Source organism: Acidiphilium sp. PA, from assembly GCF_026191915.1.
Lineage (GTDB): Bacteria > Pseudomonadota > Alphaproteobacteria > Acetobacterales > Acetobacteraceae > Acidiphilium.
This window is the reverse complement of record NZ_JAIMBY010000010.1, coordinates 51,508-77,738: the sequence shown is the minus strand read 5'-3', so window position 1 is coordinate 77,738 and position 26,231 is coordinate 51,508. Positions and strand designations below refer to the sequence as shown.

The following is a 26,231-nucleotide window of genomic DNA, read 5'->3' as shown; positions in this document are numbered from 1 at the left end:
GCGAAGGCCAAGATTATAAAAAGTTTTTTGGTTCTTTTTTACAAAAAAGAACTACTTTTTTGTAAAAAAGTAGCAAAAAACTTTTATGAATCGGGGTCTGTGCCTTTATGCTGCCGTGCCACCGATGGTGAGGCCGGAGATTTTTATGGTGGGTTGGCCGACGCCGACGGGGACGCCTTGGCCGTTTTTGCCGCAGGTACCGATGCCGGCGTCGAGTTCGAGGTCGCTGCCGATCATATCGACTTTGGTCAGGGCGTCGGGTCCGTTGCCGATGATGGTGGCGCCTTTGACGGGGGCGCCGATTTTGCCGTCTTCGATCATGTAGGCTTCGGAGGCGGAGAAGACGAATTTGCCGGAGGTGATATCGACCTGACCGCCGCCGAAGTTTGCGGCGTAGAGGCCGCGTTTGACGGAGCGGATCATATCGTCGCGGGTGGCGTCGCCGGCGAGCATGATGGTGTTGGTCATGCGCGGCATGGGCAGGTGGGCGTAGGACTGGCGGCGGCCGTTGCCGGTGGGGGTCATGCCCATCAGGCGGGCGTTCTGGCGGTCCTGGATGTAGCCGGTGAGGATGCCGTCTTCGATCAGGACGGTGCGGTTGCTGGGGGTGCCTTCGTCATCGACGGTGAGGGAGCCGCGCCGGTTGGGCAGGGTGCCGTCATCGACCACGGTGACGCCTTTGGAGCCGACGCGTTTGCCCATCAGCCCGGCGAAGGCGGAGGTTTTCTTGCGGTTGAAATCGCCTTCGAGGCCGTGGCCGATGGCTTCGTGCAGCAGGATGCCGGGCCAGCCGGCGCCGAGGACGACGGGCATTTCACCGGCGGGGGCGGCGATGCTTTCGAGGTTGAGGGTGGCTTTGCGGATCGATTCATCGACGGCGGCGCGCCAGAAATCGGGGGCGGTGACGGTGGCGTAGCTTTCGCGGCCGCCGGCGCCGTGGCCGCCGGATTCGCGACGGCCGTTCTGTTCCATCACGACCGAGACGTGCAGGACGACGAGGGGGCGCACATCGGCGACGCGGACACCATCGGCGCGGAGGATTTCGACCACCTGCCATTCGCCAAACAGGCTCGCCATCACTTGCACCACGCGGCTGTCCTTGGCGCGGGCGTAGGCGTCGATTTCGCCGAGCATGGCGGCGCGGGCGGCGAAGGGCATTTCGGCGAGCGGGTTGAGGGCGGTGTAGAGCGAGGGGCCGGCTTTCGGCGGGGCGAGGGCAACTGTGCCGGAGTCTTCGGGCCGGGCGTCCTGCAGGGTGGCGACGGCGCGGGCAAGGGCGGCATCGGTGATTTCGCCGGCGTGGGCGTAGATGGCGGCTTCGCCGGTGACCGAGCGGAGGCCGAAGCCGCGGCGGTTGTCGAAGCTGGCGTTGCGGATGCGCCCGTCATCGAGGCTGAGCATTTCGGATTCACGGTATTCGAGGAACAGTTCGCCGTCATCGGCCGGGTCGAGCACGGGGGCGATGGTGCGCCTGGCCTCGACCGGGTTCAGACCGTCGTTGCCGTGGAAAAGACGGTCGGCGGTGGCGAGGGCGTCGTGCGGGGCGGCGATGATGGTATCGGGCATTATTCGGCGGCCTTCATGACAAGAGGATGTTCGGCACCGGCTGGTACCGCGCCACGCAGGGTGTGACGGCAGGCGACACAGGCGGCAAGCAGCAGCACGGCGTTGAGTTCGTGGATGTAGCCGAGTCCGGCCATGCCGGAGACCAGCGCGCTCATGCCCAATATATATTGCACGATGACCAATCCTGCCAGCAGCAAAAACAGATCGCGCGGTTTTGGGCCAAGGGGGGCGCGCAATCCCTGCACGGCGGCGACCACGACGATGATGGCGGTGATGGTGGCGAGCACGCGGTGATCAAACTGCACGGTTGCCCGGTTCGCGAAGAGATTGAGCCAGAGCGGGTGGAGTTTGAAGGCGTGGGGCGGCAGGGCGTGGCCATCCATCAGCGGGAAGGTGTTGTAGACATGGATGGCGCCGGTTGCGGCGACCAGGGCGCCGAGGCCGATGGTGGCGATGAGCAGACCGATCGAGACGCTGAGCAGCGTGCGCAGGCCGGTGTGGCCGACGATGACGGGTGGTTCGGGGTTGCGGATGGTGAGCGCTGTCCAGAGCATGGCGGTGAAGATCAGCATCGCCAGCACGAAATGGGGTGCGAGGTAGAGCGGCGAGGGATGGAGCGCGCCGCGCATGCCCTGATGGGTCATCAGCCAGCCCATGGTCGCTTCGGCGGCACCGGCGGCGAACAGGGCGAGCAGCCAGAGGGCGCGGCGGGTGGAGAGCCGGCCGCGCCCCCAGAACCAGACGAGCGGCAGGGCGAAGACCAGCGCCATCAGCCGGCCCCAGTCGCGATCGATGAACATCGGCATGAACAGCGCCTGGAATTGCGCGAGGGTCATGCTGGGGCGGAGGGTGCGGAACTGCGCGGTCTGGCGGTAGAGGTTGAACATGTGCAGCCAGGCGGCGTGGGTGAGCGGCGGGATGATGCCGGTGAGCGGGCGCCATTGCTGGATGATGAAGCCGGCGCCGATGGTGCGGGCGTGGCCGCCGCCGGCGACCATGCCGAACATCATGGCGCAGATGATCAGCAGCCAGTTGCCGATCAGCCGGTCGGGCCGCGCGTTCATGCGGCACGCCGGCCGCGCAGCTCGAACCAGGCCCAGACCGCGGCGGCGAGCAGCAGGACGGCGTTGAGTTGGTGGACGATGCCGATATCGAGGATTTTCGAGACCAGCGTGGTGACGCCGAGGATGTATTGGATGACCAGCAGGCCGCCCATGGTCAGGAAGGCGTCGCGCGCGCGGGGCGGCAGATCGGCGCGGATGGCGACCACGACGGCGGCGAGCACCACGACCGCGGCGATGGTGCCGAGCAGGCGGTGATCCCATTGGGTGGCCGCCTTGTTGAGGAAGAGATTGCTCCAGAACGGGTGCAGGGCGGCGTAATCGGGTGGCACCCATTGGCCCTGCATCAGGGGAAATGTGTTGTCGATCGTGTAAGCGTGAGTGCCGGAGAGGAAGGTGCCGGCGATGATCGCGACGATGATCACCGCGATCGAGGCGAGGGCGAAGCCGCGCGCGACGCGGTATCTGGCGGCGATGGACGGGGCCAGGCGCTCGGAGTCCGGCTTTAGCACGACGAGGCCGGTGGTGAATACCGCGATCGCCAGCATGGTCGCGAAGCAGTAATGGATCGACAGGCGCCAGACCGAAACCTCGGTGAGGCCGGGTTGGAAGCCCGACGCGACCATCCACCAGCCGATCAGGCCCTGGACGCCGCCGAGGACGAACAAGGTGAGCAGCCAGGGCCGCAGCCGGCGTTCGAGCCGGCCGGTCCACCAGAACCAGACCAGCGGGACGCCGAAATCGAGGCCGAGCAGGCGGCCCCACATGCGGTGAATCCATTCGGGCCAGAAGATCGCCTTGAATCCGGCGAGGTCCATGTGGTTGTTGAGGAGCTGGTATTGCGGGATGGTTTTGTAAAGCGCGAACATCCGCTCCCAGGCCGCATGGGTGAGGGGCGGGATGATGCCGGAGACCGGTTGCCACGCCATGATCGACAGGCCGGCGTTGTCGTTTTGCACATAGGCGCCGATGCCGAACATTTCGACGATCAGGGCGAAGCTGATGAACAGCCAGGTCGCCACGATCCGGCGGTTCTGGACCGAGGCGGCGCGATCGGCGCGGTGGGCAGGGATGGTGAAATCGGCAACGGATTGCGATGCCATGAGGCGACCTCGGGTTTTGGAGTCTTTCGTCGCTTCGATTTGCACCCGTTTTTGGCTTTGTAAAGCGGTGCGGCGCGGGATGCTGTCACGTCCGGGTGAGGTTGGCGGCGGGGATGCTTCGCTCAGTGCGGGGGGAGATAGAGATGGTGATTGTAGATCAGCACGGTCAGCGGTCCGTAGGGCACGATCTGCGCGGGCGGGCCGAATTGGGCGGTGGCGGCGGCGAGGCAGGTGGTGGCGGCGCCGCAATCGCCGGGTGAGGGCGGCAGGATCAGCGCCATGCGGGCGGGTTGCCGCGCGATGGCTGGTTTCGTGTACCATTCCGGCAGGGTCTGGACCGGCTTGGGGACGAACCTGCCCTCGCCCGGGTTGAAGTCGATCGGGCGGATCGTCAGTTTGCCGCGGGTTACCCAGCCGGTTGCGTTGGCCTGGGTCCACCAATAGGGGCCGTAGCCGAACTGGATGTGGTGGGCGGCGAGAAAGGCGGCGAGTTGGGGCACGCCGTTCAGCCCGGTGGTCGGCATGCGGTCGTTCCAGACCATGCGGTTGCTGACCAGACCCGATATCATGAACAGGCCGGCCAGGAGCGCGAGCACGGTGCGATCGAAACGGTCGCGAACGTCGCTTCCGATCGGGCTCGCGCCGATCAGCAGCGGCAGGAAAACGAACAGGTTGGACAAATAGCGCCCGGTCACCATGCCTTGCTGAAAGCCGGTGATGACCAGGGCCGCGAGCATGACGAACATGGAGGCGAGGGCGGTGAGCGCGATGAATTGGCGGCGGCTGGAGGTGGCCGGAAACTGCCGCATCAGTCGGAATGCGCAGAACAGGACGAGGGCGAAGAACAGCGCGCATTCGATCACCACCACCGCGGGCGGGGGTGTCGGCCCTGACCTGGTCAGCAATCCGGGCAGGATGTTGAAGAAGACCGCGATGTAGCGGGCCGCGAATTTCGCGTTTTCGATCATTTGCGGCAGCGTTGCGACCGAATGGACGACGCCCGGCAGAAAACCGAGCGCGCCGAATAATCGGGTCTGCACGAGCAGGCCGGCGATCAGCACCATCGCGACGATGGCGATCAGCGGTCGCCGCCGATCCGGCCGGCCGATCACGATGAGTGCCAGTGCCGCGAGCAGCATGGGAGCCAGGAACGCGGCATCGGCCCAGGGGTCGGACACCGCGGCGACGAACAGGCAGACACCGGCGCGGGCGATCGAGGCATGGCACCGTCAGGAGCAGGCCGATCAGGCCCCAGACCAGCGAAATGCCGTGCGATACCGCGTAACCGAGGAAGCCACTGTTGCCGATGGTCGGTTCACCCGCGAACAGCAGCACCATGGCGGCACCGGCACCGACCCAGGCGCCACGCTCGCGGCCGATCAGCACGCCGACCAGCAGCGCGATGGCCCAGAAGAACAGCAGGCCGGCGGCGACCACGACGACCGGCCGGTCGCCGAAGAGGGTGAATATCACGGCATCGAACGGCATCAGCGACAGGAGCCAGTTGTCCTGGGTGTAGCGCCACATGGCGACGAAGTGCAGACCGTAGCGATGCACGCCGTTCCAGAGCAGGACAGGGTCGGCGATGTCGGAATCGGCACCCCACAGGTGAAAGACGAGTTTCAGGCTCTGGAACAGGCCGAGGGCGATGCCGAGCCCGATCGCCGCGCGCAGGATGGGTGGGACAGTGCCGGGTTCGATGCGCGTTGATCCTGCCATGCGGCACTGTTCAAAGATTGATGGTCATGGCTCTAGCGATCGGCCGGCCGTTTCGTCAAACCGGTATCGCGGCGGCCCCTTGACCCGACCTCAGGCATCCGGCATGTAACCGGCGCTGGGACAAACACGCCCGGTTGCCGCGCCCCCTTGGGCGCACTCCCCTTGAAAGCGCCCTGATCGCCTCGCCCTCCGGGCCCATCATCCATAGCGGACACATATGAATCTCGCCGAACTCAAGGCCAAATCACCCACCGACCTGCTCAGCCTCGCCGAGGAATTGCAGGTCGAGAACGCATCGAGCCTGCGCAAGCAGGACATGATGTTCGCCATCCTGAAGGCCTATGCCGAGAATGATCAGGCCATCCATGGCGATGGCACGCTCGAAACCCTGCCGGATGGCTTCGCGTTCCTGCGCAGCCCGCAGAGCAATTATCTGCCCGGCCCGGATGATATTTACGTCTCGCCCGCACAGATGCGCCGCTTTGGCCTGCGCACCGGTGATACGGTTGCCGGAGAAATTCGCGCGCCCAAGGATGGTGAGCGGTATTTTTCGCTGCTCAAGGTCGAGACCATCAATTTCGAGCCGCCCGATGCGGTGCGCCACCGGATCAATTTCGATAATCTGACGCCGCTGTATCCGACCGAGCGGCTGGGCATGGAGATCGAAAACGCCGAGCCGCCGCCCAAAGGTCAGCAGAAGGACAATACCGCACGGGTGATCGACCTGATCTCGCCGATCGGCAAGGGGCAGCGCGCGTTGATCGTGGCACCGCCGCGCACCGGCAAGACCGTGATGCTGCAAAGCATCGCCACCTCGATTTCGACCAATCATCCCGAGGCGTTCCTGATCGTGCTGCTGATCGACGAACGGCCCGAGGAAGTCACCGACATGGCACGCACGGTGAAGGGCGAGGTCGTGGCCTCGACCTTCGATGAACCGGCGACCCGCCATGTGCAGGTGACCGAAATGGTGCTCGAAAAGGCCAAACGCCTGGTCGAACACAAGCGCGACGTGGTCATTCTGCTCGACAGCATCACCCGGCTCGCCCGCGCCTATAACGCGGTGGTGCCGAGCTCCGGCAAGGTGCTGACCGGCGGCGTCGATGCCAATGCGCTGCAGAAACCCAAGCGGTTTTTCGGCGCGGCCCGCAATATCGAGGAAGGCGGCTCGCTCACGATCATCGCGACCGCGCTGATCGATACCGGCAGCCGGATGGACGAGGTGATCTTCGAGGAATTCAAAGGCACCGGCAACTCGGAAATCATTCTCGACCGCAAACTGTCCGACAAGCGGACGTTCCCGGCGATCGACATCACGAAATCCGGCACGCGCAAGGAAGAATTGCTGGTCGAGCGGGCCACGCTGTCGAAAATGTGGGTGCTGCGGCGGATTCTGAATCCGATGGGCTCTTCCGAGGCGATGGAATTCTTGCTGGATAAGCTGAAATATAGCAAAACCAACAGCGATTTCTTCGAGGCGATGAACACGTAAACCGGCCTCACAACGATTTTTCGGTTCTTTTTTGCGAAAAGGACCTACTTAACGTTTTTCTGATTTAAGGACGTAACGATGCCCGACGCGATGCCCCAGAACGACTACAAAGTGCGCGATTTCAGCCTGGCCGAATGGGGGCGTAAGGAAATCAGCATGGCCGAGACCGAAATGCCCGGCCTGATGGCGCTGCGCACCGAGTTCGGCGCCGCACAGCCGCTGAAAGGGGCGCGCATCGCTGGTTGCCTGCACATGACGATCCAGACCGCCGTGCTGATCGAGACGCTGACCGCGCTGGGTGCGACGGTTCGTTGGTCGTCGTGCAATATTTTCTCGACCCAGGATCACGCCGCGGCCGGTGTCGCCGCGGCCGGTGTGCCGGTGTTCGCCTGGAAAGGCATGAACGAGGACGAGTTCAACTGGTGCATCGAACAGACCGTGCGCGGGCCCGACGGCTGGACGCCGAACATGATCCTCGATGACGGCGGCGACCTCACCAAGCTGATGCACGACAAATATCCCGAAATGCTGGCCGATGTGCGCGGTATTTCCGAAGAGACCACCACCGGCGTGCACCGCCTGCGCGACATGGTGAAGGCGGGCCAGCTGCTCTGCCCTGCCATCAACGTCAATGACAGTGTCACCAAGTCGAAGTTCGACAATCTGTATGGCTGCCGTGAGTCGCTGGTCGATGGCATCCGCCGCGGCACCGATGTGATGATGGCCGGCAAGATCGCCGTGGTCGCCGGGTTCGGTGACGTCGGTAAAGGCTCCGCCGCCTCGCTGCGCAACGCCGGCTGCCGCGTGCTGGTGACCGAGATCGACCCGATCTGCGCCCTGCAGGCCGCCATGGAAGGCTACGAGGTCGTCACCATGGATACCGCCGCACCGCGCGGCGATATTTTCGTGACCGCCACCGGCAATATCGACGTGATCACCGCCGACCACATGCGCGCGATGAAAAATCGCGCGATCGTCTGCAACATCGGGCATTTCGACAGCGAAATCCAGATCGAATCGCTGCGCAACTACCGGTGGGAAAACGTCAAGCCACAGGTCGATGAAGTCGTGTTTCCGGACGGCAAGCGCTTGATCGTGCTGTCCGAAGGCAGGCTCGTCAACCTCGGCAACGCAACCGGCCATCCGAGCTTCGTGATGTCCGCCAGCTTCACCAACCAGGTGCTCGCGCAGATCGAACTCTGGCAGGCACCGGCCGGGAAATACAAGAACGAGGTCTACGTTCTACCCAAGCACCTCGATGAAAAAGTCGCGGCCCTCCACCTCGCCAAAGTCGGCGCGGCGCTCACCGTGCTGTCGCCCGCACAGGCCGAATATATCGGCGTCTCGAAGACCGGCCCGTTCAAGCACGACGAATACCGGTATTGAGGATTACGCGGATGGGCGGGTTCCTTGCCGTTATGGGTCTCGCCGCCTTGCTCGGCGGCATGCTGTTCTACGGCGCGGTCATGACCCCGCTGGTGTTCAGCAAACTGCCGCCCGACGTCGCCGGCCCGTTCATCCGCGCCGCCTTTCCGCGCTACTACTTGTACGTCACCACCGCCGCTGTGATCGCGAGCTTCGGCCTGCTGATCCACGGCAAACCGTGGTACGCACTCGCCACCATACTCATCGCCGGCGCCACACTCTGGCTCTGGCTCGAATGGCTGCCCCATATCAACACCCTGCGCGCAGCCGGCAACCAACCCGCCTTCGACCGCGCCCATAAACTCTCGGTCTACGCCAACGGCGCCGAATTCATCGTCGTCATCCTGCTCCTGACCGGACTCGCCGCCTGACGCCGCGGCGGTTTCGGGGACGGCAGGCAAGCAAGGCGGGGGGCTTTGCCCCCTCGACCCCCACTAAGGGCGGAGCCCTTAGAACCCGCTAGTTTTAGGCAAGGGGAGGGCGCTGCCTCGGTGGTTCCGCTGGTCTGGCCTGGGTCGCCCTCCCCTGGCCTAAAACTAATGGATTTTAAAGGCTCCGCCTTTAACGGGGTCCAGGGGCAGAGCCCCTGGCCTTGCTTGCCTGCCGTCCCCCAAGCCATCACGGGGTCAGGTAGCGGGACGTCAGGTGGGTTTCGAAGGCGGTGGGGTCGAGGGGTTTGCCGGTGGCCTGGCGGAGCAGGTCGTTGAAGCCGAGGCTGGCGCCGTGTTGGTGGACATTGGTGCGCAGCCAGGTGAGCAGGGGCGAGACGTCGCCTTGGGCGAGGGCGGCATCGATGGCGGGTGTGGCGGTGCGGGCGGCGGCCATGAGTTGGGCGGCGGCCATGGCGCCGAGTGTGTAGGAGGGGAAGTAGCCGAACAGGCCGCAGTACCAGTGGATATCCTGCAGGCAGCCGCGCGCGTCATCGGGCGGGGTGATGTCGAGCAGGCTGCGCAACTGGTCGGCCCAGGCGCCGGGGAGGTCGGAGACGGCGAGGTCGCCCGCGATCATGGCGGCTTCGAGGCGGTAGCGCAGGATAACGTGGGCGGGGTAGGTCATTTCATCGGCTTCGACGCGGATGAAGCTGCGCTCGACGTGGCGGAGCCGTGCGGCGAGGCGGGGGAGTGTGAAGCTGGCGGGATCCTGATCGAAGGCTTCGGCGAGGACCGGGCCGAGGAAGGTCAGATAGGCATCGGATCTTGCGGCCTGCATTTCGATGATGAGGGACTGGCTTTCGTGCACGGCCATGCCGGCGGCGGCGCCGACGGGTTGGCGGGCGTTGGTGCGCGGGAGCCCGGCTTCGTAGAGGGCGTGGCCGGTTTCGTGCAGCACGCCCATCAGGGCGGAGGCGAAATCGGTTTCGTCGTAGCGGGTGGTGATGCGGATATCGGTGGGGGTGCCGCCGCAGAACGGGTGGGTGGAGCGGTCGAGCCGGGCGCCGGTGTAGTCGAGTCCGGCCTGGGCGGACAGGCGGCGGCAGAGGGCTTCCTGGGCGGTGATGGCGAAGGGGGCGGTGCCGGGTGTGCAGTGTTCGCGGCTGGCCTGCAGGGCTTCGACCTGGGGCAGCGCGGTGTGGAGGAAGGTTTCGTAGCGGGTGAATACCGGGGTAATTTCGGCGGCGGTGATGCCGGGCTGGTAGGTATCGATCAGCGCATCGTAGGGGGCGAGGCCGGTGGCTGCGCTGAGGGCGGCGGCTTTTTCACGGCTGAGGGCGAGCAGGTCGGCGAGCGGCTGGGCGGCCATGTTGAAGTTGGATGCGGCGCGGGCGGCGCGCCAGATTTTTTCGCAGGTGGATGACTGGCGGGTCAATGCCTCGACGAGGTCACCGGGCAGGGCGGCGGCCTGGGTGTGGCTGCGGCGCATCAATTCCAGATTGCGGCGTTCGGCGGGTGCAGCGGGGGGATGGGCTTCGGCGGCATCGAGATCATCGGCGACGGCGGGTTCGACCAGCATGGCGTGGGCGATGCCCGACAGGGTTGCCAACTGATCGGCGCGGGCGGCGGAGCCGCCGTCCGGCATGACGGCCGCTTCGTCCCAGCCGAGCATGGACATCGCTTCCTCGACCGTCGCAATGCGGGCGAAGCGGGTAGTCAGCCGCTGGTAGGCCTTGGCATCGGTGTTGGCGGCGATGTGGTTCATGCGGGCTCCTTGAGTTGTTTGCGGGCGTAGAACAGGAATTCCAGCACCACGACCAGTGCGAGGCCGAACCAGGTCAGGGCGTATTGCTGCGAGTTGTTCGGCGGTTGCGGCAGGCTGGCGGCGGGGATCGGGCCGCCGGCGATCGGCTGGGGGCCGAGCATGATCAGGGTGAAGTTCTGGACGTGGTGCAGGCCCAGTGCGGTGCCGATCCGGCGGGGGTCGAGCGTGTAGAACATCCGTTTGGCGGGGTTGCTCCGGGCGGCGAACGGGCCGAAATTCTGTGCGGCCTGAACATAGCCCGAGACGAGCGCGGGGCCGGCCGGCACGGGGGCGGGGTGGGGTATCGTGCCTTGCACCCAGCCGAGATCGACCATGACGACATCGCCGTTGCGGCGCTGGAACGGCATGATGAGCTGCGAGCCTTGCAAGGGGCCGGCGGGGGAATTGCGGATCTGGTCGGCGAAGAATGCCGCCTTCGTGGCGAGCCAGTGGCCGGAGATGGCGACTTTTTGATAGGGCGTCGGGTCGGGTGGCAGGCGGATCGGCGGGAGGAGCTGGGCGGCGGCGATTTCGCGCTGGATGCGGTCTTTGTAGTGCCAGCGATGCACCTGCCATATGCCGAGCGTGAGCAGCAGGACGAGCATGACGAGGCTGAATAGTCCCATGCCGATCAGGCGCCGCCAGCGCGCACGCGGCGGTGCCTGATCGATCATGGAGTCAGGCATCCATCATGCCGCGGTGATTGCGCTGCGGCCGAAATAGTAGATGCAGACGAACAGGAACAGCCAGACGACGTCGACGAAATGCCAGTACCAGGCGGCGGCTTCGAAGCCGAAATGCCGCTTGACGCTGAACTGGCCTTTGATGGCACGGAAGAAATTCACCAGCAGGAAGGTGGTGCCGACGATGACGTGAAAGCCGTGAAAGCCGGTGGCGATGAAGAACACCGAGGGGAAGATGCCGCCGTGGTAGAAGTTGAACGGCGAGTGGGTGTATTCGTAGCCTTGGCCGCAGAGGAAGGTGATGCCGAGCAGCACGGTGACGCCGAGGCCCTGGATCATGCCGCGGCGATCGTTTTCGAGCAGGGCGTGGTGGGCCCAGGTGATGGTGGTGCCGGAAAGCAGCAGGACCATGGTGTTGAACAGCGGCACCGCGAACGGATCGATCGTGGTGATATGCTGGGGCGGCCAGACCGGCGCGTGGGCGTAGCCCATGTGCGAGGGGTAGAAGAAGAAGTTGAAATAGGCCCAGAAGAACGAGACGAAGAACATCACTTCGGAGCTGATGAACAGCGCCATGCCGTAGCGCATGCCGATTTGCGTGACGAGTTTGTGCAGGCCGGGGGTGCGGCTTTCGCGCACCACGTCGCGCCACCAGACATACATGGTGCCGACGGCGCCGAGCGTGCCGGCGATGAGGAACCAGTAGTCGTTGTAATGGGCGACGAAAATGATGCCGGCTGCGATCAGGATCGCCGACACCGCGCCGAATACCGGCCAGATGCTCGGTTCGACCATATGGTACGGATGTGGCACCGTGCCCGCGATTTGGCCCTCGGCCGTGTGTAGATCACCGCTCATGTTATCAATCTCCCAGAAAGCGTCGCCCGAACCATCGTTATGTCATCACCACATATGCCCGGCGTGGTAAAGCTTGACGACGGCGATGGCATAGATCAGCAGGCACAGCGCCACCATGGCGCCGAAAAGGGCCCAGTTTCGTCCGCGCCGACGGCGCACGAACTCGGCTTTCTGTTCCGGAGTCCAGTTCGCACTGGTCGGGGTTACGGGGATGCGATCGGCTTCGGTCACAGGAAATGATCCACGACCAGCGCGCCGAACAGCAGGAACAGGTAGAGGATGGAGTATTTGAAGGCGGCCTTGGCCGGTGCATCCCGCGTCAGGCTGACGCCGGTGGCGTCCTGGCGATCGCGCATCACGCCGATCGCGTACCAGATGAAGGCCGCGCCGAGGCCGAGGGCGCTGGCGCCGTAGAACGACCCGGCCTCGTGCAGCACGTAGGGCAGCAGGGAGATCGGCACCATCCAGAGCGTGTAGCTCATTACCGCGCGGCGGGTGGCTTTGGCGCCGGCGACGACCGGCAGCATCGGCACGCCGGCTTTTTCGTAATCGGCCGAGGCGAACAGCGAGAGCGCCCAGAAATGCGGTGGCGTCCAGATGAAGATCAGCGCGAACAGCACGAGGGGCAGCAGCGCGAGATGACCGGTGACGGCGACCCAGCCGATGATGGGCGGGAACGCGCCGGCGGCGCCGCCGATCACGATGTTCTGCGGGGTGCGGCGCTTCAGCCACATGGTGTAGACGAAGACGTAGAAGGCGATGGACAGCGCGAGGATGGCCGCGGCGAGCAGGTTGGTCGCCATCCACATCAGCAGGACGGACAGGAAGGACAGGCCGACGCCGAAGCTGAGCGCGCCGGAGGGTGAGATGCGCCCGGCGGGGACCGGGCGCTTCGCCGTGCGGCGCATGATGGCGTCGATATCGCGATCGTACCACATGTTGATGGCGCCGGCGGCGCCGGCCGCCATGGCGATGCAGAGGATGGCGGTGAAGGCGAGCACCGGGTTGAGTGGGCCGGGGGCGACCAGCAGGCCGGCCGCGCCGGTGTAGACGACGAGATAGAGGACGCGCGGCTTGAGCAGGGCCAGCCAGTCCGATGTGGTTGCGCCGAGGATCGCCTGGTCGAGCAAGGCCGGTTCCGCGACGCCGGCCGGCGCGCTTGCGCGCATGATAGTATCACTCATTCAGACGATCCAATCGGTTTACTCGTGCCGGATGATCCGCTCAGCGGATCACCGGCACGTCTTCGAACGTATGGTGCGGCGCGGGGGAGGGTACGGTCCATTCCAGGGTGGTCGCGCCCTCGCCCCAGTAGTTGGCGGCGAGTTTCTGTTTGCCGGTGAAGATCTTGAACAGGATCACGAAGAACACCAGCGTGCTGACGCCTGAGACGATGGCGCCCATGGAGGAGACGTAGTTCCAGCCGGCGAAGGCGGTCGGGTAGTCGGGGTAGCGGCGCGGCATGCCGGCGAGGCCGAGGAAATGCTGCGGGAAGAAGGTGAGGTTGACGCCGATGAAGAACAGCCAGAAATGCAGCTTGCCGAGGGTTTCGTTGTACTGCTGGCCGTACATTTTGCCGATCCAGTAATAGAAGCCGGCGAAGATCGCGAATACCGAGCCCATCGACAGCACGTAGTGGAAATGCGCGATGACGAAATAGGTGTTGTGCAGCTCGGTATCGAGACCGGCGTTGGCGAGCACCACGCCGGTCGCGCCGCCGACGACGAACATGAAGATGAAGCCGATGGCCCACAGCATCGGGGTCTTCAACTCGACCGAGCCGCCCCACATGGTCGCGATCCAGGAGAATACTTTCACGCCGGTCGGCACCGCGATGACCAGGGTCGCGGCCTCGAAATAGACTTTGCTGTCCATCGAGATGCCCGAGACGAACATATGGTGCGCCCAGACCACGAAGCCGACGAAGCCGATCGCGACCATGGCGTAGACCATGCCGAGGTAGCCGAAGATCGGCTTTTTCGAGAAGGTCGAGACCACGTGGCTGACGATGCCGAAGGCCGGCAGGATCATGATGTAGACTTCGGGGTGTCCGAAGAACCAGAACAGATGCTGGAACAGCACCGGGTCGCCGCCGCCGGCGGGCTCGAAGAAGGAGGTGCCGAAATTGCGGTCCATGATGAGCATGGTGATGGCGCCGGCGAGGACCGGAATGGCGAGCAGCAGGAGGAAGGCGGTGACCAGGATCGACCAGACGAACAGCGGCATTTTATGCATCGTCATGCCCGGTGCGCGCATGTTCAGGATGGTGGCGATGAAGTTGATCGCGCCCAGCAGGGAGGAAATACCGGCCAGATGGAGCGAGAACAGGGTGAAGTCGACCGCCGGCCCGGGTGAATAGGTGATGTCGGACAGCGGCGGGTACAGGGTCCAGCCGATGCCGGAGCCGACGCCGACCAGCAGGCCGAGGTTGACGAAGATGAACCCCATGAACAGGAACCAGAAGCTCATGTTGTTCAGGCGTGGGAACGCCATGTCCGGTGCGCCGATCATCATCGGCACCATCCAGTTGCCGAAACCGCCGATCAGCGCGGGCATGACCAGAAAGAAGATCATCAGCAGGCCGTGGGAGGTGACGATCGCGTTCCAGGCCGCGCCGTTGGTGATCAGCGTGTTGCCGGGTTCGGCCAACTGGGCGCGCATGATCATGGAGAGCACGCCGCCTTCGATCCCGGCGATGATCGCCCAGGTGATGTAGAGCGTGCCGATATCCTTGTGGTTGGTGCTCATCAGCCAGCGGCGAAGGAAGCCGGGCTGGTGGCCGTGGGCGGCGTGGTCGTCGTGAAGCGCGGTCGCGGACATGGTCATGACCCCTGGCGGATGATGGAGACGGAATTCACAGGACTCTCAATTCGATGCGTTGCTGGCGAGTGCAAGGTGCGGTTGCGCGATCGATGCGGCTTTTGCGGCTGCGGCCTCGGCCAGAACCTCGTATTTGTGGACCGGCGGCACATCGCCCTGCGCGGCATCGGCCTTGGCTTCGGCGAGCCAGGCCTGGAACTGCGCCATCGGCAGTGCGACGATCTCGATCGGCATATTGTCGTGGTTCATGCCGCAGATCTGGTTGCATTCGCCGTAATAGACGCCGGGTGCGTCGATCTTGGTCCATTGATGCCAGTATTGCCCCGGGATCGCGTAGCGCTGCACGCCGAGCGAGGGGATGAAGAAGGAGTGCAGCACGTCGCCGCTGGTGATCTGGAAGACGATTTTCCGGTTGGCCGGGACCACCAAGGGGTGATCGACCGACAATTGCTTGATCTCGCCGGGCTTCAACTGGTTGGGCGGGATCGGGTAGGAGGTGAAATCGACCCCTTTGGCGCCGAGATACTGGTATTCCCAATACCATTGATGGCCGGTGACCTTCACCGTCATGTAGGGGTGCTTATAGTTCGACTGCTGATAGATCATGTTGAGCGAGGGGACGAAAATCACGATCAGCAGCAGGGCGGGCGCCACCGTCCAGATCACCTCGATCAAGGTGTTATGCGTCGTGGTCGAGGGGACGGGATGCACCGAGGCGCGGAACTTGACCATGATGTAGGCCAGCAGGCCGGCGACCAGCAGGACGACGCCGAACATAATCCAGAGGACGAACTGCATCATCCAGTCGATGCTTTTCTGGATCGGGCTTGCGGCCGGCTGGAACCACCATTCCCAGGGTTGTGGCGCGTGGACCGTAAAGCCGGCGCTGTTTTTCGGCAGGCTGGCGGCAAGGGCCGGATGCGCGGCGGCGGCGGCGGTGATCAGGCCCAGGGCGAGGAGCCCGTATTTAGTCGATTGCTTCATCAATTCCGCCAGTTCCATTGCTGCGGGCCGGGCTCGCCTCGGCCGGTAAGGTCCATTTATGGGGTCGGTTTCCTGAGAATAACACGCAGATTACACAAGCGCCACGCGCATTCACAAATGTTGATATATCACCGTGCCGCCCGGATCAAGGCTGCCTGGGCGGTGGCGTTCCGGTGGGGCCGCGCAACCTCAGGCTGGTGTGGTGTTCACAAGCGACACGAGGCGGAACAGGCCGAAGGGGCGCATCGGGCGGGCCGTCAGCCCGACCGCTTCGGCCGGTGCTATCAGGCGGTCGATCGAGAAATCGGGGTGCCAGCCCAGCGCGCGGGACGCCGGTGCCATGGCGCGTTCGACCCAGGCGACCGGCCCGCCATCGGCGGCGAAATGGTTGACGAACAGGATCGTGCCGCCCGGCCGCACCACGCGGCGCAGTTCCTCGGCCAGTTTGCGCGGGTTTGGCACCACCGAGGCGACGAACATGGCTACCGCGATGTCGAACCGCCCGGATTCAAAGCCGGTGTCCTCGGCATCGAGCTCGAGCAGGTGATCGACATTGGTGAGGTTTTGCTGGCGCACGCGGATGCGCGCGCGGTCGAGCATTTCGGCTGACAGGTCGATCCCGGTGATGCGCTTTTCCCGCAGATAGAGCGGCAGTGCGAGTCCGGTGCCGACACCGACTTCCAGCACATCCGTGCCCGGTGCCTGGTTGACCGCGGCCACGGCGGCGCGGCGGGCGGGGGCGGAGATGGCGCCGAACACCGCATCGTAAACGCCAGCCCAGCGACGATAGGCGGCGCGCACGGCGTCAGCGTCCAGATTACTGCGCGCCGCAAGCGGATCGGCCGAAGCCGTCTTGAAAGTATCGCTCATGAACGCACGGTGCTCCTGTCAGTCCCCGAACCCTGCCTGATCGGCGCCGCGAAACCCAGCCGCCGGCAGAGGCGTCACATTTTCGTAACTACACTGTCTGTTGTGGGGGATGCGGGGCTCGCATGCAAGTAGGGCAGGCGAACCAGGGGGCGTTATCAGGCCACATCCTCACGCCGGTCGCGGACGCGGACATAGGCGATATCGGCGTGGGGGCCGCAGTAGGGCTTGCCGTTCAGCGCCGGCTCGCCGCAGAAACGGAAGGTTGCGGTGCCGGGTTCACCGATCGGCCAGCAGCAGGCCGGCGCGCGGGGTGACAGGCGAATGGGTGCGGTCATGGCGGCGACCAGCGAGGGGCGGGCCGGCCGGTTGACGGGCGGGGCGGCGACCGGGGTGATTGCGGGGGCCGGCGATGCGGCGGCCGGGGTGGCCGGGCTGACCGGCGCCTCGGGCGGTTCGGCCATGGATGGCAGCGTGGGGCCGGAAACCCGGCGCGGCGCGGGCTCGCGTGGCACGTTCAACGTGGCGGGGTCGCGCCGGATCGGTGAGGGCCGGGCGGGCAGGTCGAGCCGGTGCGCCTTGCCAACGACGGCATTTTTCGAAATGCCCAGGCGCCGGCCGATTTCGGCGGTGGACAAGCCATCGTCCCACAAGCTCCGAAGCCGCATGATTGCGTCGTCTGTCCAATCCATCGCCATGTCCTCATGGTTGATACAATATAGAGTAGTCTATCAGCCAATCGTGCTCAATATATTGTTAAGGGCATGGAGGCAGTTTTCTGTGGACAAGTCGGATTATTTTATCGCTTCGCCGGCGAAACTGCCCCAGAAATCGGCGCGCGGGAGATAGCCGCGCCGGTGGCCGGCTTCGACCGCGCACCAGGTGGCGTCCGGCTTGCAGGCGGTGATCACGCCGATCACGCCCTTGTCGAGATAGGCCACCGGGGCCGCCGTGGGATCGGGCGCTGCGCGCATGGTGTGACGGCCGCCGGTGACGATGAAACTGCGCACGCCGTGCAGCAAGGCTTCGTGCACCCAGCCGGTGCCGCCATCCGGCGCGACGACGTGGCGCCAGACGTTGAATTCGCCGGTGATTTCCACCGGCAGGTCGAACCGGTGATAGACCCAGACGATCGGGTACTGAAAGCCCGGGCCGGCGCGCATATAGATTTGATCGGAGCGGAAACTCTCGAAGCGGGGCACCGGCCAGCCGGTTGCGCTGCCTTTGGCGGGGCCGGGGCCCGGGCCGGGGTTGGGCGCGTGCCAGGCGGCCAGGATGAGCGCCAGGAGCGGCAGGATCGCGGCGCGGGCCTTACGCATGGGACGTGCCCGCTGGGCCGCAGACCGGGCAGTTTGGATCGCGCGGTACGGCGATCATGCGAAAGCGCATGTCCAGCGCGTCCCACAGCAACAGGCGGCCGGCCAGACCGGTGCCGATGCCCAGACTTTCCTTCATCGCCTCCACCGCCTGGAGCGTGCCCATGACGCCGGTGACCGGGCCGAGCACGCCGGCTTCGGAACAGCTTGGCACCATGCCGGCGGGCGGCGCTTCGGGGTAGAGGCAGCGGTAGCACGGCAGTTCGGCCCCGGCGTGCGGCTTGAAGGTGGAAATCTGGCCTTCGAACCGCAGCACCGCCGCCGAGATTAGTGTTTTGCGCGCCCGCACGCAGGCATCGGCGACCAGAAACCGTGTTTCGAAATTATCGGTGCCGTCGAGCACGATGTCGTAATCGGCGATCAGCGCGTTGGTGCTTGCCGGATCGACCCGCGCCTCGATCGGGGTGACGATGATGTCCGGGTTGATCGCCCGCATCGCCGCCGCCGCGCTGGCGACCTTGGCGCGCCCGATGCCGGCCATGGTGTGCGCGATCTGGCGCTGGAGGTTGGAGAGTTCCAGCACGTCGTGATCGACGATGCCGATGCGCCCGATGCCGGCGGCTGCAAGGTACAGCGCCGCCGGACTGCCAAGCCCGCCGGCGCCGATGATCAGCACGGAGGTCGCCCGCAGGCGCGCCTGGCCGGTGCCGCCCACTTCGCGCAGCAGGATGTGGCGCGAGTAGCGGGCGATTTCGGCTTCCGAAAAATTCAGATCCATGGCGCTCGAATCGCACCACCCGCAGGATCGATCAAGAGGGCAGCCGGAACCCCTGCCAACCAGAGTCGAAAAGTTTTTTGCTACTTTTTTGCGAAAAAGTAGCGCTTCCCTCCCCGGCCCTCACCCCACCCCGGGATTGGTCTTGGGCCGGGGATTGAACCCCGGCGGGATGACGTTGGGGATATGCAGTTGCACATTGGTCGGGACCAGGCCGATCATTTTGCAATCCGCGCCCGTCGTGGCCGGCAGCGCGGTCGTCCAGCTCTCGGGCACCATGGCGTAGGATGCCGGCAGGGGTTTGGCCTTGCCATCGAGCCGGGCGGGATCGAAGGCGGAGGCCAGGTTCGTCACATCCGGCGTTTCGGCATCGAATGGTCCCATGTATGGCTGGTGGAACTGTTTCTGGCCGATCGCGCGGCCCTTTTTTTCATCCGGCAGCGTTGCCAGGGGCGGCAGGTTGAACACGGCATCGACGAATTTGACCACCGAGGCCTGGTTGCCGACGGCGTGCGCAATCGCGTGCACCCTGGCGTAGGGCGAGATCACCAGGAATGGCACGCGCGGCCCATCGCTCAGGACCGTGCCATCCGGCGCCGTCGCGAGTTCCGGCGGCGGGACATGGTCGTAATCGCCTTCCGAGTCATCCCAGGTGATGATGATGGCGGCATGCGCCCAGTATTTGCTCGCTGCGATCGTGTTCACCGCGCGCGCCAGCAGGGCCTCGCTGATCTGTGCATCGGAATAGCCGGGGTGATCGTCATCGCCCAGAAATTTCTTTTGCACGGTGGCGTTGGGATCGGTGGGCTTGAGGCCGAAGCCATTGCGGTAGCCGCCTTTGACGTAGAACACGCCGCCTTCCGCCGGCAGCGTGCCGCCTTTGACCGCGCTGAAGAAGGCGCGCAGCCCGCCCATATCGGCGGTCATTTTCGGGTTGTTCGCGATGTAGCCGAAATATTGCGGCCCGTTGTGATGGGTGATGTAGGAGGCGTGCACACCATCGGCGTCCTTCGGGCCGAGGTTGTTGGCGGCCGGCAGGCTGGAGAAGCCTTCCTCGAACCAGCGCCAGGCCACCTTATGCCGGTCGAGCCGCTGGATGAAGGAGATGTCCTTGGCGACGTCGGCGAGGTCGGGCTTGGGGTCGAGATCGTGGCTGGTCTTGGCCTTGATGGTGTTGCCCGCGGTGGTCAGCGCGACGGTGGCGTAGGTCTGGTTGATCTGCACCTTGCCCGGCCCGTCTTGCGCGTAGTCGCGCGGGTTGTAGGGCACCAGCTTGTGCTGGAACGGATCTTCGCGCGAGCCCCAGAGCGGGTCGATATCGGAATCGACCGGGTCGCCCGGCTTGCCTACCTGCTTCCATGCCTCGTTCGGGTGCAAGGCCCATTGCGTCAGACCGGTCTGGGCCGCGAAGATCGAGAGATTCCCGGGGGTGGAGGGGCCGACCATGTCCTGGAACATGTGATCCATCAGCACGAAACGATCGGCGTAGCGCCATAGGATGGGGATCGTGTTGCAATCCTCGTGCGCCATCGCGAGTTCGCCCATCTGCTTGGCCTTGAGCGAGGGGGTCGGGCCGGATTTCCAGTATTTCCGCTCTTCGCCCAGCGCGAAATGGTTCATTTCGGCATGGCCGTTCACGATGTGCATTTTGGCGAACATGATGGGGTGGGAATGATCGATGTCGTCCGTGTCGGCCGCGAACTGGGCCGGCCCGATCGTGAAGGGCTGGATCGTCTCGACCTTGCCGGAGACGCCGATGATCTTCTGCGTCAAGCCCGGCGTTTGAGACGCGGGTTGCGAATAGAGCCCATCCGCGCCCGGATAGGTGCCGAAATAGGAATCGAACGAGCGATTTTCCTGATACAGGACGAAGACGTATTTGATGTGCTGGCGGAGCAGCGCGGTCATCTGCGCTGGTGAGAGATGCGGCTCCTGGCCCGCGGCAACCACGTAGGGCCGCGCCGCCGGGGGAATGGGCGCGGTGACGCCGGCTGCGGCAAACCCCGGCATCACCATGGCGGTGGCCAGCACTGTCGAAATCAAACGGTCCCGTAGGCGCATGAAACCCTCCTCGTTATCGCGCTACCCATGGCCGAACCGGCCCCGCGAAAAAAGGGGGTGGTCGTGAACCTTTTATGACGGGCGACCCCCGGGCCGGCGGCCGCGCGACCGGGCGCGGCGTTCTGCCCGATCACGCCAAGGCTCGGGCTCAGGCTGGCAGATGTTTGGCGATGTATGGCGGCAGCCAGAAGGAGGCGACGTGGATCTGGGGTGACCAGTAGCGGGTGGTGCCCAGAATGCCGGCCGCCTGGGCGCGTTCGGTGATGGTTTCGATCGACAGGGTGGTCAGGGCTGCGTCCTTGCCGGCCCATCCCAGCGTCATGTAGCCGCCGACATAGGTGGGCACGGCCGCGATGTAGGCGGTGACATGGGGAAAGAAATTGCGGCGGCGGGCGGAGGTTTCGCGCAGTTCGTCGGCCTGCATGAAGGGGACGCCGCACTGGTTCACGATCAGGCCGCGATCGGTCAGGATGCGCGCGCAGTTTTGATAGAACGCGTCGGTGAACAGGACTTCGCCGACGCCGATCGGATCGGTCGAATCGACGATGATGACATCGAAACTCGCATCCGGCGCGCGCTTGACGTAGTCGATACCGTCACCGACGATGACATCGGCGCGCTTGTCGGTCCAGGCATCGCCGCCGATGGCGGGGAGGAATTCCTTCGAAAGGCGGATCACCTCGCCGTCGATTTCGACCATGACGGCCTTGGTGACGGATTTGTGCATCAGCACGCGCCTGAGCACGCCGCCGTCGCCCGCTCCGATGATCAGGACGGATTTCGCGTCGCCATGGGCCAGGATCGGCACGTGGGCGAGCATTTCCTGGTAGACGAATTCATCGGCCTCGGTGATTTGCACCACGCCGTCGAGCAGCATGACGCGGCCATGGAATTCGGTGTCGACGATGGCGATGTCCTGGAAGTCGCTTTTGGCGCGCGCAAGCTCACGCGTGACGCGGAAGCGCTGGCCCCAGTAGGGGTAAAGGGTTTCGTTCACCCACATGTCGGTCATTCGTTCACTCCATACGAAAACACCGCCTTACATGCTGTAAGGCGGTGTGTCGGTTTCAGCCCGATGAAATCAGGTGGTCAGTCCGCGGCGCTGTTCGGCCACCTGCACGTCGCTCGGCGAGAAGGTGGCGCGCAGGAAGCTGATCGCCTTGTAGGGATCGCATTCGCCGCACATGAAGATATCGACCGCGGCGAAACCGCGCTCGGGCCAGGTATGGATCGAGATATGGCTCTCCGCCAGCACGACGACGCCCGACACGCCGCCATTGGGCGTGAAATGGTGGAAGTGGCTGTGCAGAATGGTCGCGCCGGCGGCCAGGGCGCCATCACGCAGTGTGACATCGATCAGGGCGGGATCGTCGAGGTTGCTGGCCCCCCATAAATCGATGAGCAGATGCGTACCAGCGAATTTCACGCCGTCACGTTCTACGAAATAATCCTTCGGCACGGCGACTTCATCGACCGTGTCGTGCGCAAACGTCTGGTTTTCGCTCGGAAAATCCGAGACCATCCCCAGTCGGGCAAGTGCGTTCATTGCGAACCCCCAAACCAGTGACAGCCTGTAGAACGCAGCACCGCGCCGCGCCCCCCGGGGCCAAAGAGAGCGCGATATGCGCATAAATCCCTAGAGACGCAAGGGCTTTTCGGGGATTGTTGTGTGAAATTTCACCCCCCTGCCGCACGGGGGGAATGCGGTGGGGGTATGGCGGGACGTGGGCGGGCGGCTTGGCGGGTCGAGGGACGCGCGCCGCGCGGTGAACCGGCGCGGCGGGGGCGGTGCGGGTTTTCTATTTGACCTGGGAGATCAGTTTGACGGTCGAGCTCTGCGCGCCTTCGAAAGTGAGCGGCGTGCTGCCGGCGGGGTAGCCGTTTTTCGAGAGGATGAAGGCCATGATGTCGGCATATTGGGTGTTGGTCAGGCTGGCGGGGGCGCCGGCCGGCATTTGTTGCGATAATTCATCGAAAATCGCGGCGACGGTGTAGTTGTTCGCTTTGCTGGCGAAGCTCTGGCCGATCAGGGTGGGGCCCGCGATGCCCTGGAGGTTTTTGCCGTGGCACATCGAGCAATGGGTCTCGAAATCCGCATGCCCTGCGGTCGCCTGGGCGGCGGTGTAGATGGCCGGGGGCGCGGCGGCGACGGCGATGCCGGTGAGGGTAAGGCTGGCGGCGAGGAGCAAGGGAAGTTTCATGGGGTGGTCCTTGGTTGGGAAGAATTAGGTAAGGTTAAGGGAAGGCTTCTTTTTTGAAAAAAAGAAGCAAAAAACTTTTTTTAATTTGGGGCATGGGCGGTTTCACTGGTACAGGCTCAAGTGTTCAAAGTTTTTTTGCTTCTTTTTTTCAAAAAAGAAGTCTTCTTATTTCGTCGGCACACGGTAAGGCACAACCAGTGAAGCCAGTTGCCGATGCGCCACCAAATGCTGCAACGCGTGGTCGAACGATTTGCCTGACGCGGCGTGCGCTGTGCTGTAGAGGGCGACGATCTGCCATTGCGCGTGCGGCAGGCTCAGGGCGTGCTGGGCGACCTTGGCGTGGGTGTGCGCGAGGTGGTTGACCAGCCAGGGCTGCCACATCAGGGCGACCGCGACGTCTTTTGCTTCGAGCGCGCGGTAGAGGGAGGCGGGGGTCGAGTATTCATGGGCTTCGAGCGTGGCGCCGTGGCCGTGGTCGAAATAGGTGCTCGGCACGGTGAGATAGGTGATGCCGACCTTGGTGTGCGGCGCGAGGCTCGCGAAACTCGGCGCGCTGCTGCCGGTGGCGGCGAGGACGAAGCCGGTGGCGGCGTAGGGGTTGGTGGCCATGACGCCGGCCGGCACGGTCGGGTAGCCGGTTTCGACAGGAAATCCCATCACCAGATCGCAGCGGCTTGCCAGTTTGGCGAAGAAGACGCCCTTCTGCGCATTGAGGGCATCGGCGCCAACTCTGGTGTCGATCACGGTGAAATGCGGCGTCGTGTGTTCGGCCTGCGCGACGGCGGTGGCGACGGCGTGGTCGATGTTGAAGAAGGGATTGCCTTTGTCGATGCAGAAACTGGTGGTCGCTGCACCGGCCGAGGCGGTAAGCGTTGCCAGGATCAGGGCAACGCCGGACCAGACGAGACCCCGCCGCGGACGCGGCGGGGTGTTGGGTGTGACGTCAACCATTCAGGGCGAAGACGTGCAGCTGGCCGCCGGTGGGCGCCTTGGTCAGCGGCGCGCCGAGCTTGCCCGACCAGAGCGGCCAGACGCCACCCCAGCCCGACCAGACCGCGACATACTGCTTGCCATCGACCTCGTAGGAGACCGGTGCGGCGACGATCGGCGAACCGAGATCAGCACTGGTCCACAGGATTTTGCCGGTTTTGGCATCGAACCCGTAGAGCTTGCCGTTGGTGCCGCCGCTGAAGACGACACCGCCGGCGGTTGCCGTCATGCCGCCGTTCCAGGGCGCCTTGGTCTTGTATTGCCAGACCTGCTTGCCGGTCGACAGATCGATCGCCTGCACCGAGCCGAGATCGGGCGAGGTGGGGTCGGGGATCATCTGGAAGGTTTCGCCCAGATAGGGCAGGCCGGCGGCGTAGCTGGTGGGGACGCCCTTCATGGTCATGCAGGCGTGCAGCGTCGGCACGTAGGCCATGTTGGTCTTGGGATCGACCGCGGCGGCCCACCAGTTCTTGCCGCCGAGGAAGCTGGGGCAGGTGGTGATCTGTTTATCGAGGCCGGGTTGGTTCGCGGTGTTGTTGATGGCGTGGCCGCCGGGGCTGATGCCGGTGATCGAGGTATCGTGCACGAAGGGTTTGGCATAGATCAGTTTGCCGTCTTCGCGATTGATCGCGTAGAAATAGCCGTTGCGGTTGGCCTCGACGATCGCCTTGTAGGGCTTGCCCTTGTAGGTGACGTTGCTCAGCGTCGGTGTATTGACGCCATCGTAATCCCAGGTGTCGTTGCGGGTATACTGGTAGTGCCATTTGATCTTGCCGGTGGACGGGTCGATCGCCAGCAGGCTGTCGGAATAGAGGTTGTGGCCGGGGCGGGTCGAGGCGAGCCACGGGCCGGGGTTGCCGACACCCCAGAACAGGGTTTTGGTCGAGGGATCGTAGGTGCCGGTCATCCACGGGCTGCCGCCGCCGTGCTTGTAGGCGCCGGCCGGCCAGGTCTTGCCGCCGGGCTGGCTGGGCGCGGGGATGGTGTGGAGTTTCCAGTCGAGTTTGCCGGTCTTGGCATCGAGCGCCGCGATGAAGCCGCGCGCGCCATATTCGCCGCCGCCGACGCCGACCACCACCTTGCCATCGACGATCAGCGGGGCTTCGTCGATCGAGTAGCCGACCCCGGGCTTGTACAGGGCGGTGTTCCAGGCGACCTTGCCGGTCTTGGCATCGAAGGCAACGACGTGATTGTCGATCGTGGCCATGTAGACCATGTCGTCATAGACGGCGACGCCGCGGTTATTGACGTCGCAGCAGATCGTCTTGGTCGCATCGCCCGCCAGCTTGTAGGTGTATTTCCAGAGCAGCTTGCCGGTCTTGGCGTCGAACGCCATGAGGTGATCGAGCGGGGTGGTGACGAACATGTAGTCGCCGTTGATGATCGGCACGTTTTCGAAACCGTGCGGGATGTTGACCTTGGGCGAGGTCCAGACCGGCTTCAACGAGGCGACGTTGCTGGTGTTGATCGCGGCATAGGGGGCGTAATCGTCGCCCGCATAGTCGCGGTTGAACATCAGCCAGCCTTTGGATGAGGCGGCGTTGTCGAGCCGGGACTGGGTCACCGGCGGGTAGGATGGCATGGCATGGCCGATGCCGGGGATGGCGAGCGCGAGCAGGGCGCTGCCGAGCAAGCAGGACGTGAGGGTCGATGTCTTGAGTTTCATTGTCAGTCCTCCGATGTGTCTTTTATTGATTACTGGTTATTGGTCTAAATGTTTGGGCATAAACCGAAACAAGTCAACCTGCGGGTTGGTCTGGGTTCAATCGTGCCGCCTCCTCGTCGGAAAACACGCGTGAGCGGGTCAGGAACCGCTGGCCGGTGCCGTTTTCCAGCGAGAACATGCCGCCCATGCCGGCGACGACATCGATGATGATCTGCGTGTGGCGCCAGTATTCGAACTGCGATGCGCTCATGAAAAATCGCACGCCGCCGATGGCACCGAGGCAGACATCGTCCGGGCCGGTCAGGAAATCGTCCTGCGGGTAGCACATCGGCGATGAGCCGTCGCAGCAACCGCCCGACTGGTGAAACAGCACGGGGCCGTGCCGCGCTTCGAGCTGGGCGATCAGGGCGAGGGCCGCCGGTGTGGCGATCACCCGCTCGATCGACGCATCGGGCGCGGCACGGTGCAT

26 protein-coding genes are annotated in these 26,231 nt (G+C 64.4%); 4 read left to right on the top strand and 22 right to left on the bottom strand.

Annotated features, from left to right (window positions below):
• Window positions 1-105: 105 nt before the first annotated feature.
• The 4 genes from tldD to AruPA_RS12965 all read right to left on the bottom strand — a co-directional run bounded on the left by tldD (window position 106) and on the right by AruPA_RS12965 (window position 4,908).
• Window positions 106-1,566 (bottom strand): metalloprotease TldD, encoded by a 1,461-nt coding sequence (tldD, locus tag AruPA_RS12980; protein ID WP_265637128.1) that lies wholly within the window; start codon window positions 1,564-1,566, stop codon window positions 106-108.
• Window positions 1,566-2,630, bottom strand: a complete 1,065-nt coding sequence (locus tag AruPA_RS12975; RefSeq protein ID WP_265637127.1) for a COX15/CtaA family protein — start codon at window positions 2,628-2,630, stop codon at window positions 1,566-1,568. Before AruPA_RS12975 ends, tldD begins: the two co-directional genes overlap by 1 nt.
• Entirely contained in the window at window positions 2,627-3,730 is a 1,104-nt protein-coding gene (locus AruPA_RS12970) for a COX15/CtaA family protein (RefSeq protein ID WP_265637126.1), read from the bottom strand. Before AruPA_RS12970 ends, AruPA_RS12975 begins: the two co-directional genes overlap by 4 nt.
• A gap of 122 nt (window positions 3,731-3,852) precedes the next feature.
• A complete protein-coding gene (locus AruPA_RS12965; protein WP_265637125.1) occupies window positions 3,853-4,908 on the bottom strand; it encodes a hypothetical protein in 1,056 nt (351 codons plus the stop codon).
• Here AruPA_RS12965 and AruPA_RS12960 point away from each other — a divergent pair.
• The 4 genes from AruPA_RS12960 (at window position 4,868) to AruPA_RS12945 (ending at window position 8,737) form a co-directional block, all read left to right on the top strand.
• Entirely contained in the window at window positions 4,868-5,440 is a 573-nt protein-coding gene (locus tag AruPA_RS12960) for a hypothetical protein (protein WP_265637124.1), read from the top strand. The genes AruPA_RS12965 and AruPA_RS12960 overlap by 41 nt on opposite strands.
• A 226-nt stretch (window positions 5,441-5,666) precedes the next feature.
• Entirely contained in the window at window positions 5,667-6,941 is a 1,275-nt protein-coding gene (gene rho, locus AruPA_RS12955) for a transcription termination factor Rho (RefSeq protein ID WP_029314099.1), read from the top strand.
• A gap of 78 nt (window positions 6,942-7,019) precedes the next feature.
• A complete protein-coding gene (gene ahcY, locus AruPA_RS12950) occupies window positions 7,020-8,327 on the top strand; it encodes an adenosylhomocysteinase (protein ID WP_265637123.1) in 1,308 nt (435 codons plus the stop codon).
• Window positions 8,328-8,338: 11 nt separating this feature from the next.
• A complete protein-coding gene (locus AruPA_RS12945) occupies window positions 8,339-8,737 on the top strand; it encodes a DUF4149 domain-containing protein (protein WP_265637122.1) in 399 nt (132 codons plus the stop codon).
• Between the two features lie 247 nt (window positions 8,738-8,984).
• On the opposite strand, the gene AruPA_RS12940 is transcribed toward AruPA_RS12945, so the two are convergent.
• The 18 genes from AruPA_RS12940 to AruPA_RS12855 all read right to left on the bottom strand — a co-directional run bounded on the left by AruPA_RS12940 (window position 8,985) and on the right by AruPA_RS12855 (window position 26,231).
• Window positions 8,985-10,502 (bottom strand): carboxypeptidase M32, encoded by a 1,518-nt coding sequence (locus AruPA_RS12940; protein ID WP_265637121.1) that lies wholly within the window; start codon window positions 10,500-10,502, stop codon window positions 8,985-8,987.
• On the bottom strand, window positions 10,499-11,227 hold the full coding sequence (locus AruPA_RS12935; RefSeq protein ID WP_265637120.1) for an SURF1 family protein: 729 nt from the start codon (window positions 11,225-11,227) through the stop codon (window positions 10,499-10,501). The genes AruPA_RS12940 and AruPA_RS12935 overlap by 4 nt, the downstream gene beginning before the upstream one ends.
• Window positions 11,228-11,230: 3 nt before the next feature.
• The gene (locus tag AruPA_RS12930; RefSeq protein ID WP_265637119.1) at window positions 11,231-12,082 is read right to left on the bottom strand and encodes a cytochrome c oxidase subunit 3; all 852 of its coding nucleotides are present in this window, start codon (window positions 12,080-12,082) and stop codon (window positions 11,231-11,233) included.
• A gap of 45 nt (window positions 12,083-12,127) precedes the next feature.
• Window positions 12,128-12,313, bottom strand: a complete 186-nt coding sequence (locus AruPA_RS12925; protein WP_265637118.1) for a hypothetical protein — start codon at window positions 12,311-12,313, stop codon at window positions 12,128-12,130.
• Window positions 12,310-13,266, bottom strand: a complete 957-nt coding sequence (locus AruPA_RS12920; RefSeq protein WP_265637117.1) for a heme o synthase — start codon at window positions 13,264-13,266, stop codon at window positions 12,310-12,312. Before AruPA_RS12920 ends, AruPA_RS12925 begins: the two co-directional genes overlap by 4 nt.
• Before the next feature lie 40 nt (window positions 13,267-13,306).
• Window positions 13,307-14,902, bottom strand: a complete 1,596-nt coding sequence (gene ctaD / locus AruPA_RS12915; RefSeq protein ID WP_265637200.1) for a cytochrome c oxidase subunit I — start codon at window positions 14,900-14,902, stop codon at window positions 13,307-13,309.
• 45 nt (window positions 14,903-14,947) lie between these two features.
• On the bottom strand, window positions 14,948-15,886 hold the full coding sequence (gene coxB / locus AruPA_RS12910) for a cytochrome c oxidase subunit II (RefSeq protein ID WP_265637116.1): 939 nt from the start codon (window positions 15,884-15,886) through the stop codon (window positions 14,948-14,950).
• A gap of 189 nt (window positions 15,887-16,075) precedes the next feature.
• Complete coding sequence (locus AruPA_RS12905) at window positions 16,076-16,756, bottom strand: class I SAM-dependent methyltransferase (protein WP_265637115.1); 681 nt, start codon at window positions 16,754-16,756, stop codon at window positions 16,076-16,078.
• 155 nt (window positions 16,757-16,911) lie between these two features.
• A complete protein-coding gene (locus AruPA_RS12900) occupies window positions 16,912-17,445 on the bottom strand; it encodes a GcrA family cell cycle regulator (protein ID WP_265637114.1) in 534 nt (177 codons plus the stop codon).
• A 102-nt stretch (window positions 17,446-17,547) separates the two neighbouring features.
• Window positions 17,548-18,072, bottom strand: a complete 525-nt coding sequence (locus AruPA_RS12895) for an SH3 domain-containing protein (RefSeq protein ID WP_265637113.1) — start codon at window positions 18,070-18,072, stop codon at window positions 17,548-17,550.
• Window positions 18,065-18,847, bottom strand: coding sequence for a molybdopterin-synthase adenylyltransferase MoeB (locus tag AruPA_RS12890; RefSeq protein WP_265637112.1), 783 nt, complete (start codon window positions 18,845-18,847; stop codon window positions 18,065-18,067). Before AruPA_RS12890 ends, AruPA_RS12895 begins: the two co-directional genes overlap by 8 nt.
• A 120-nt stretch (window positions 18,848-18,967) precedes the next feature.
• Entirely contained in the window at window positions 18,968-20,905 is a 1,938-nt protein-coding gene (locus AruPA_RS12885) for a phospholipase C (protein ID WP_265637111.1), read from the bottom strand.
• 148 nt (window positions 20,906-21,053) lie between these two features.
• Window positions 21,054-21,917, bottom strand: a complete 864-nt coding sequence (speE, locus tag AruPA_RS12880; RefSeq protein ID WP_265637110.1) for a polyamine aminopropyltransferase — start codon at window positions 21,915-21,917, stop codon at window positions 21,054-21,056.
• Between the two features lie 69 nt (window positions 21,918-21,986).
• Window positions 21,987-22,451 carry an adenosylmethionine decarboxylase gene (gene speD / locus AruPA_RS12875; RefSeq protein WP_265637109.1) on the bottom strand — a complete coding sequence of 155 codons (465 nt, stop codon included), beginning with the start codon at window positions 22,449-22,451 and terminating at the stop codon, window positions 21,987-21,989.
• A gap of 253 nt (window positions 22,452-22,704) precedes the next feature.
• Entirely contained in the window at window positions 22,705-23,106 is a 402-nt protein-coding gene (locus AruPA_RS12870; RefSeq protein ID WP_265637108.1) for a c-type cytochrome, read from the bottom strand.
• Window positions 23,107-23,271: 165 nt separating this feature from the next.
• A complete protein-coding gene (locus AruPA_RS12865) occupies window positions 23,272-24,057 on the bottom strand; it encodes a hypothetical protein (RefSeq protein ID WP_265637107.1) in 786 nt (261 codons plus the stop codon).
• On the bottom strand, window positions 24,050-25,762 hold the full coding sequence (locus tag AruPA_RS12860) for a PQQ-dependent dehydrogenase, methanol/ethanol family (protein ID WP_265637106.1): 1,713 nt from the start codon (window positions 25,760-25,762) through the stop codon (window positions 24,050-24,052). Before AruPA_RS12860 ends, AruPA_RS12865 begins: the two co-directional genes overlap by 8 nt.
• Before the next feature lie 73 nt (window positions 25,763-25,835).
• The gene (locus AruPA_RS12855) at window positions 25,836-26,231 is read right to left on the bottom strand and encodes a DUF779 domain-containing protein (RefSeq protein ID WP_265637105.1); all 396 of its coding nucleotides are present in this window, start codon (window positions 26,229-26,231) and stop codon (window positions 25,836-25,838) included.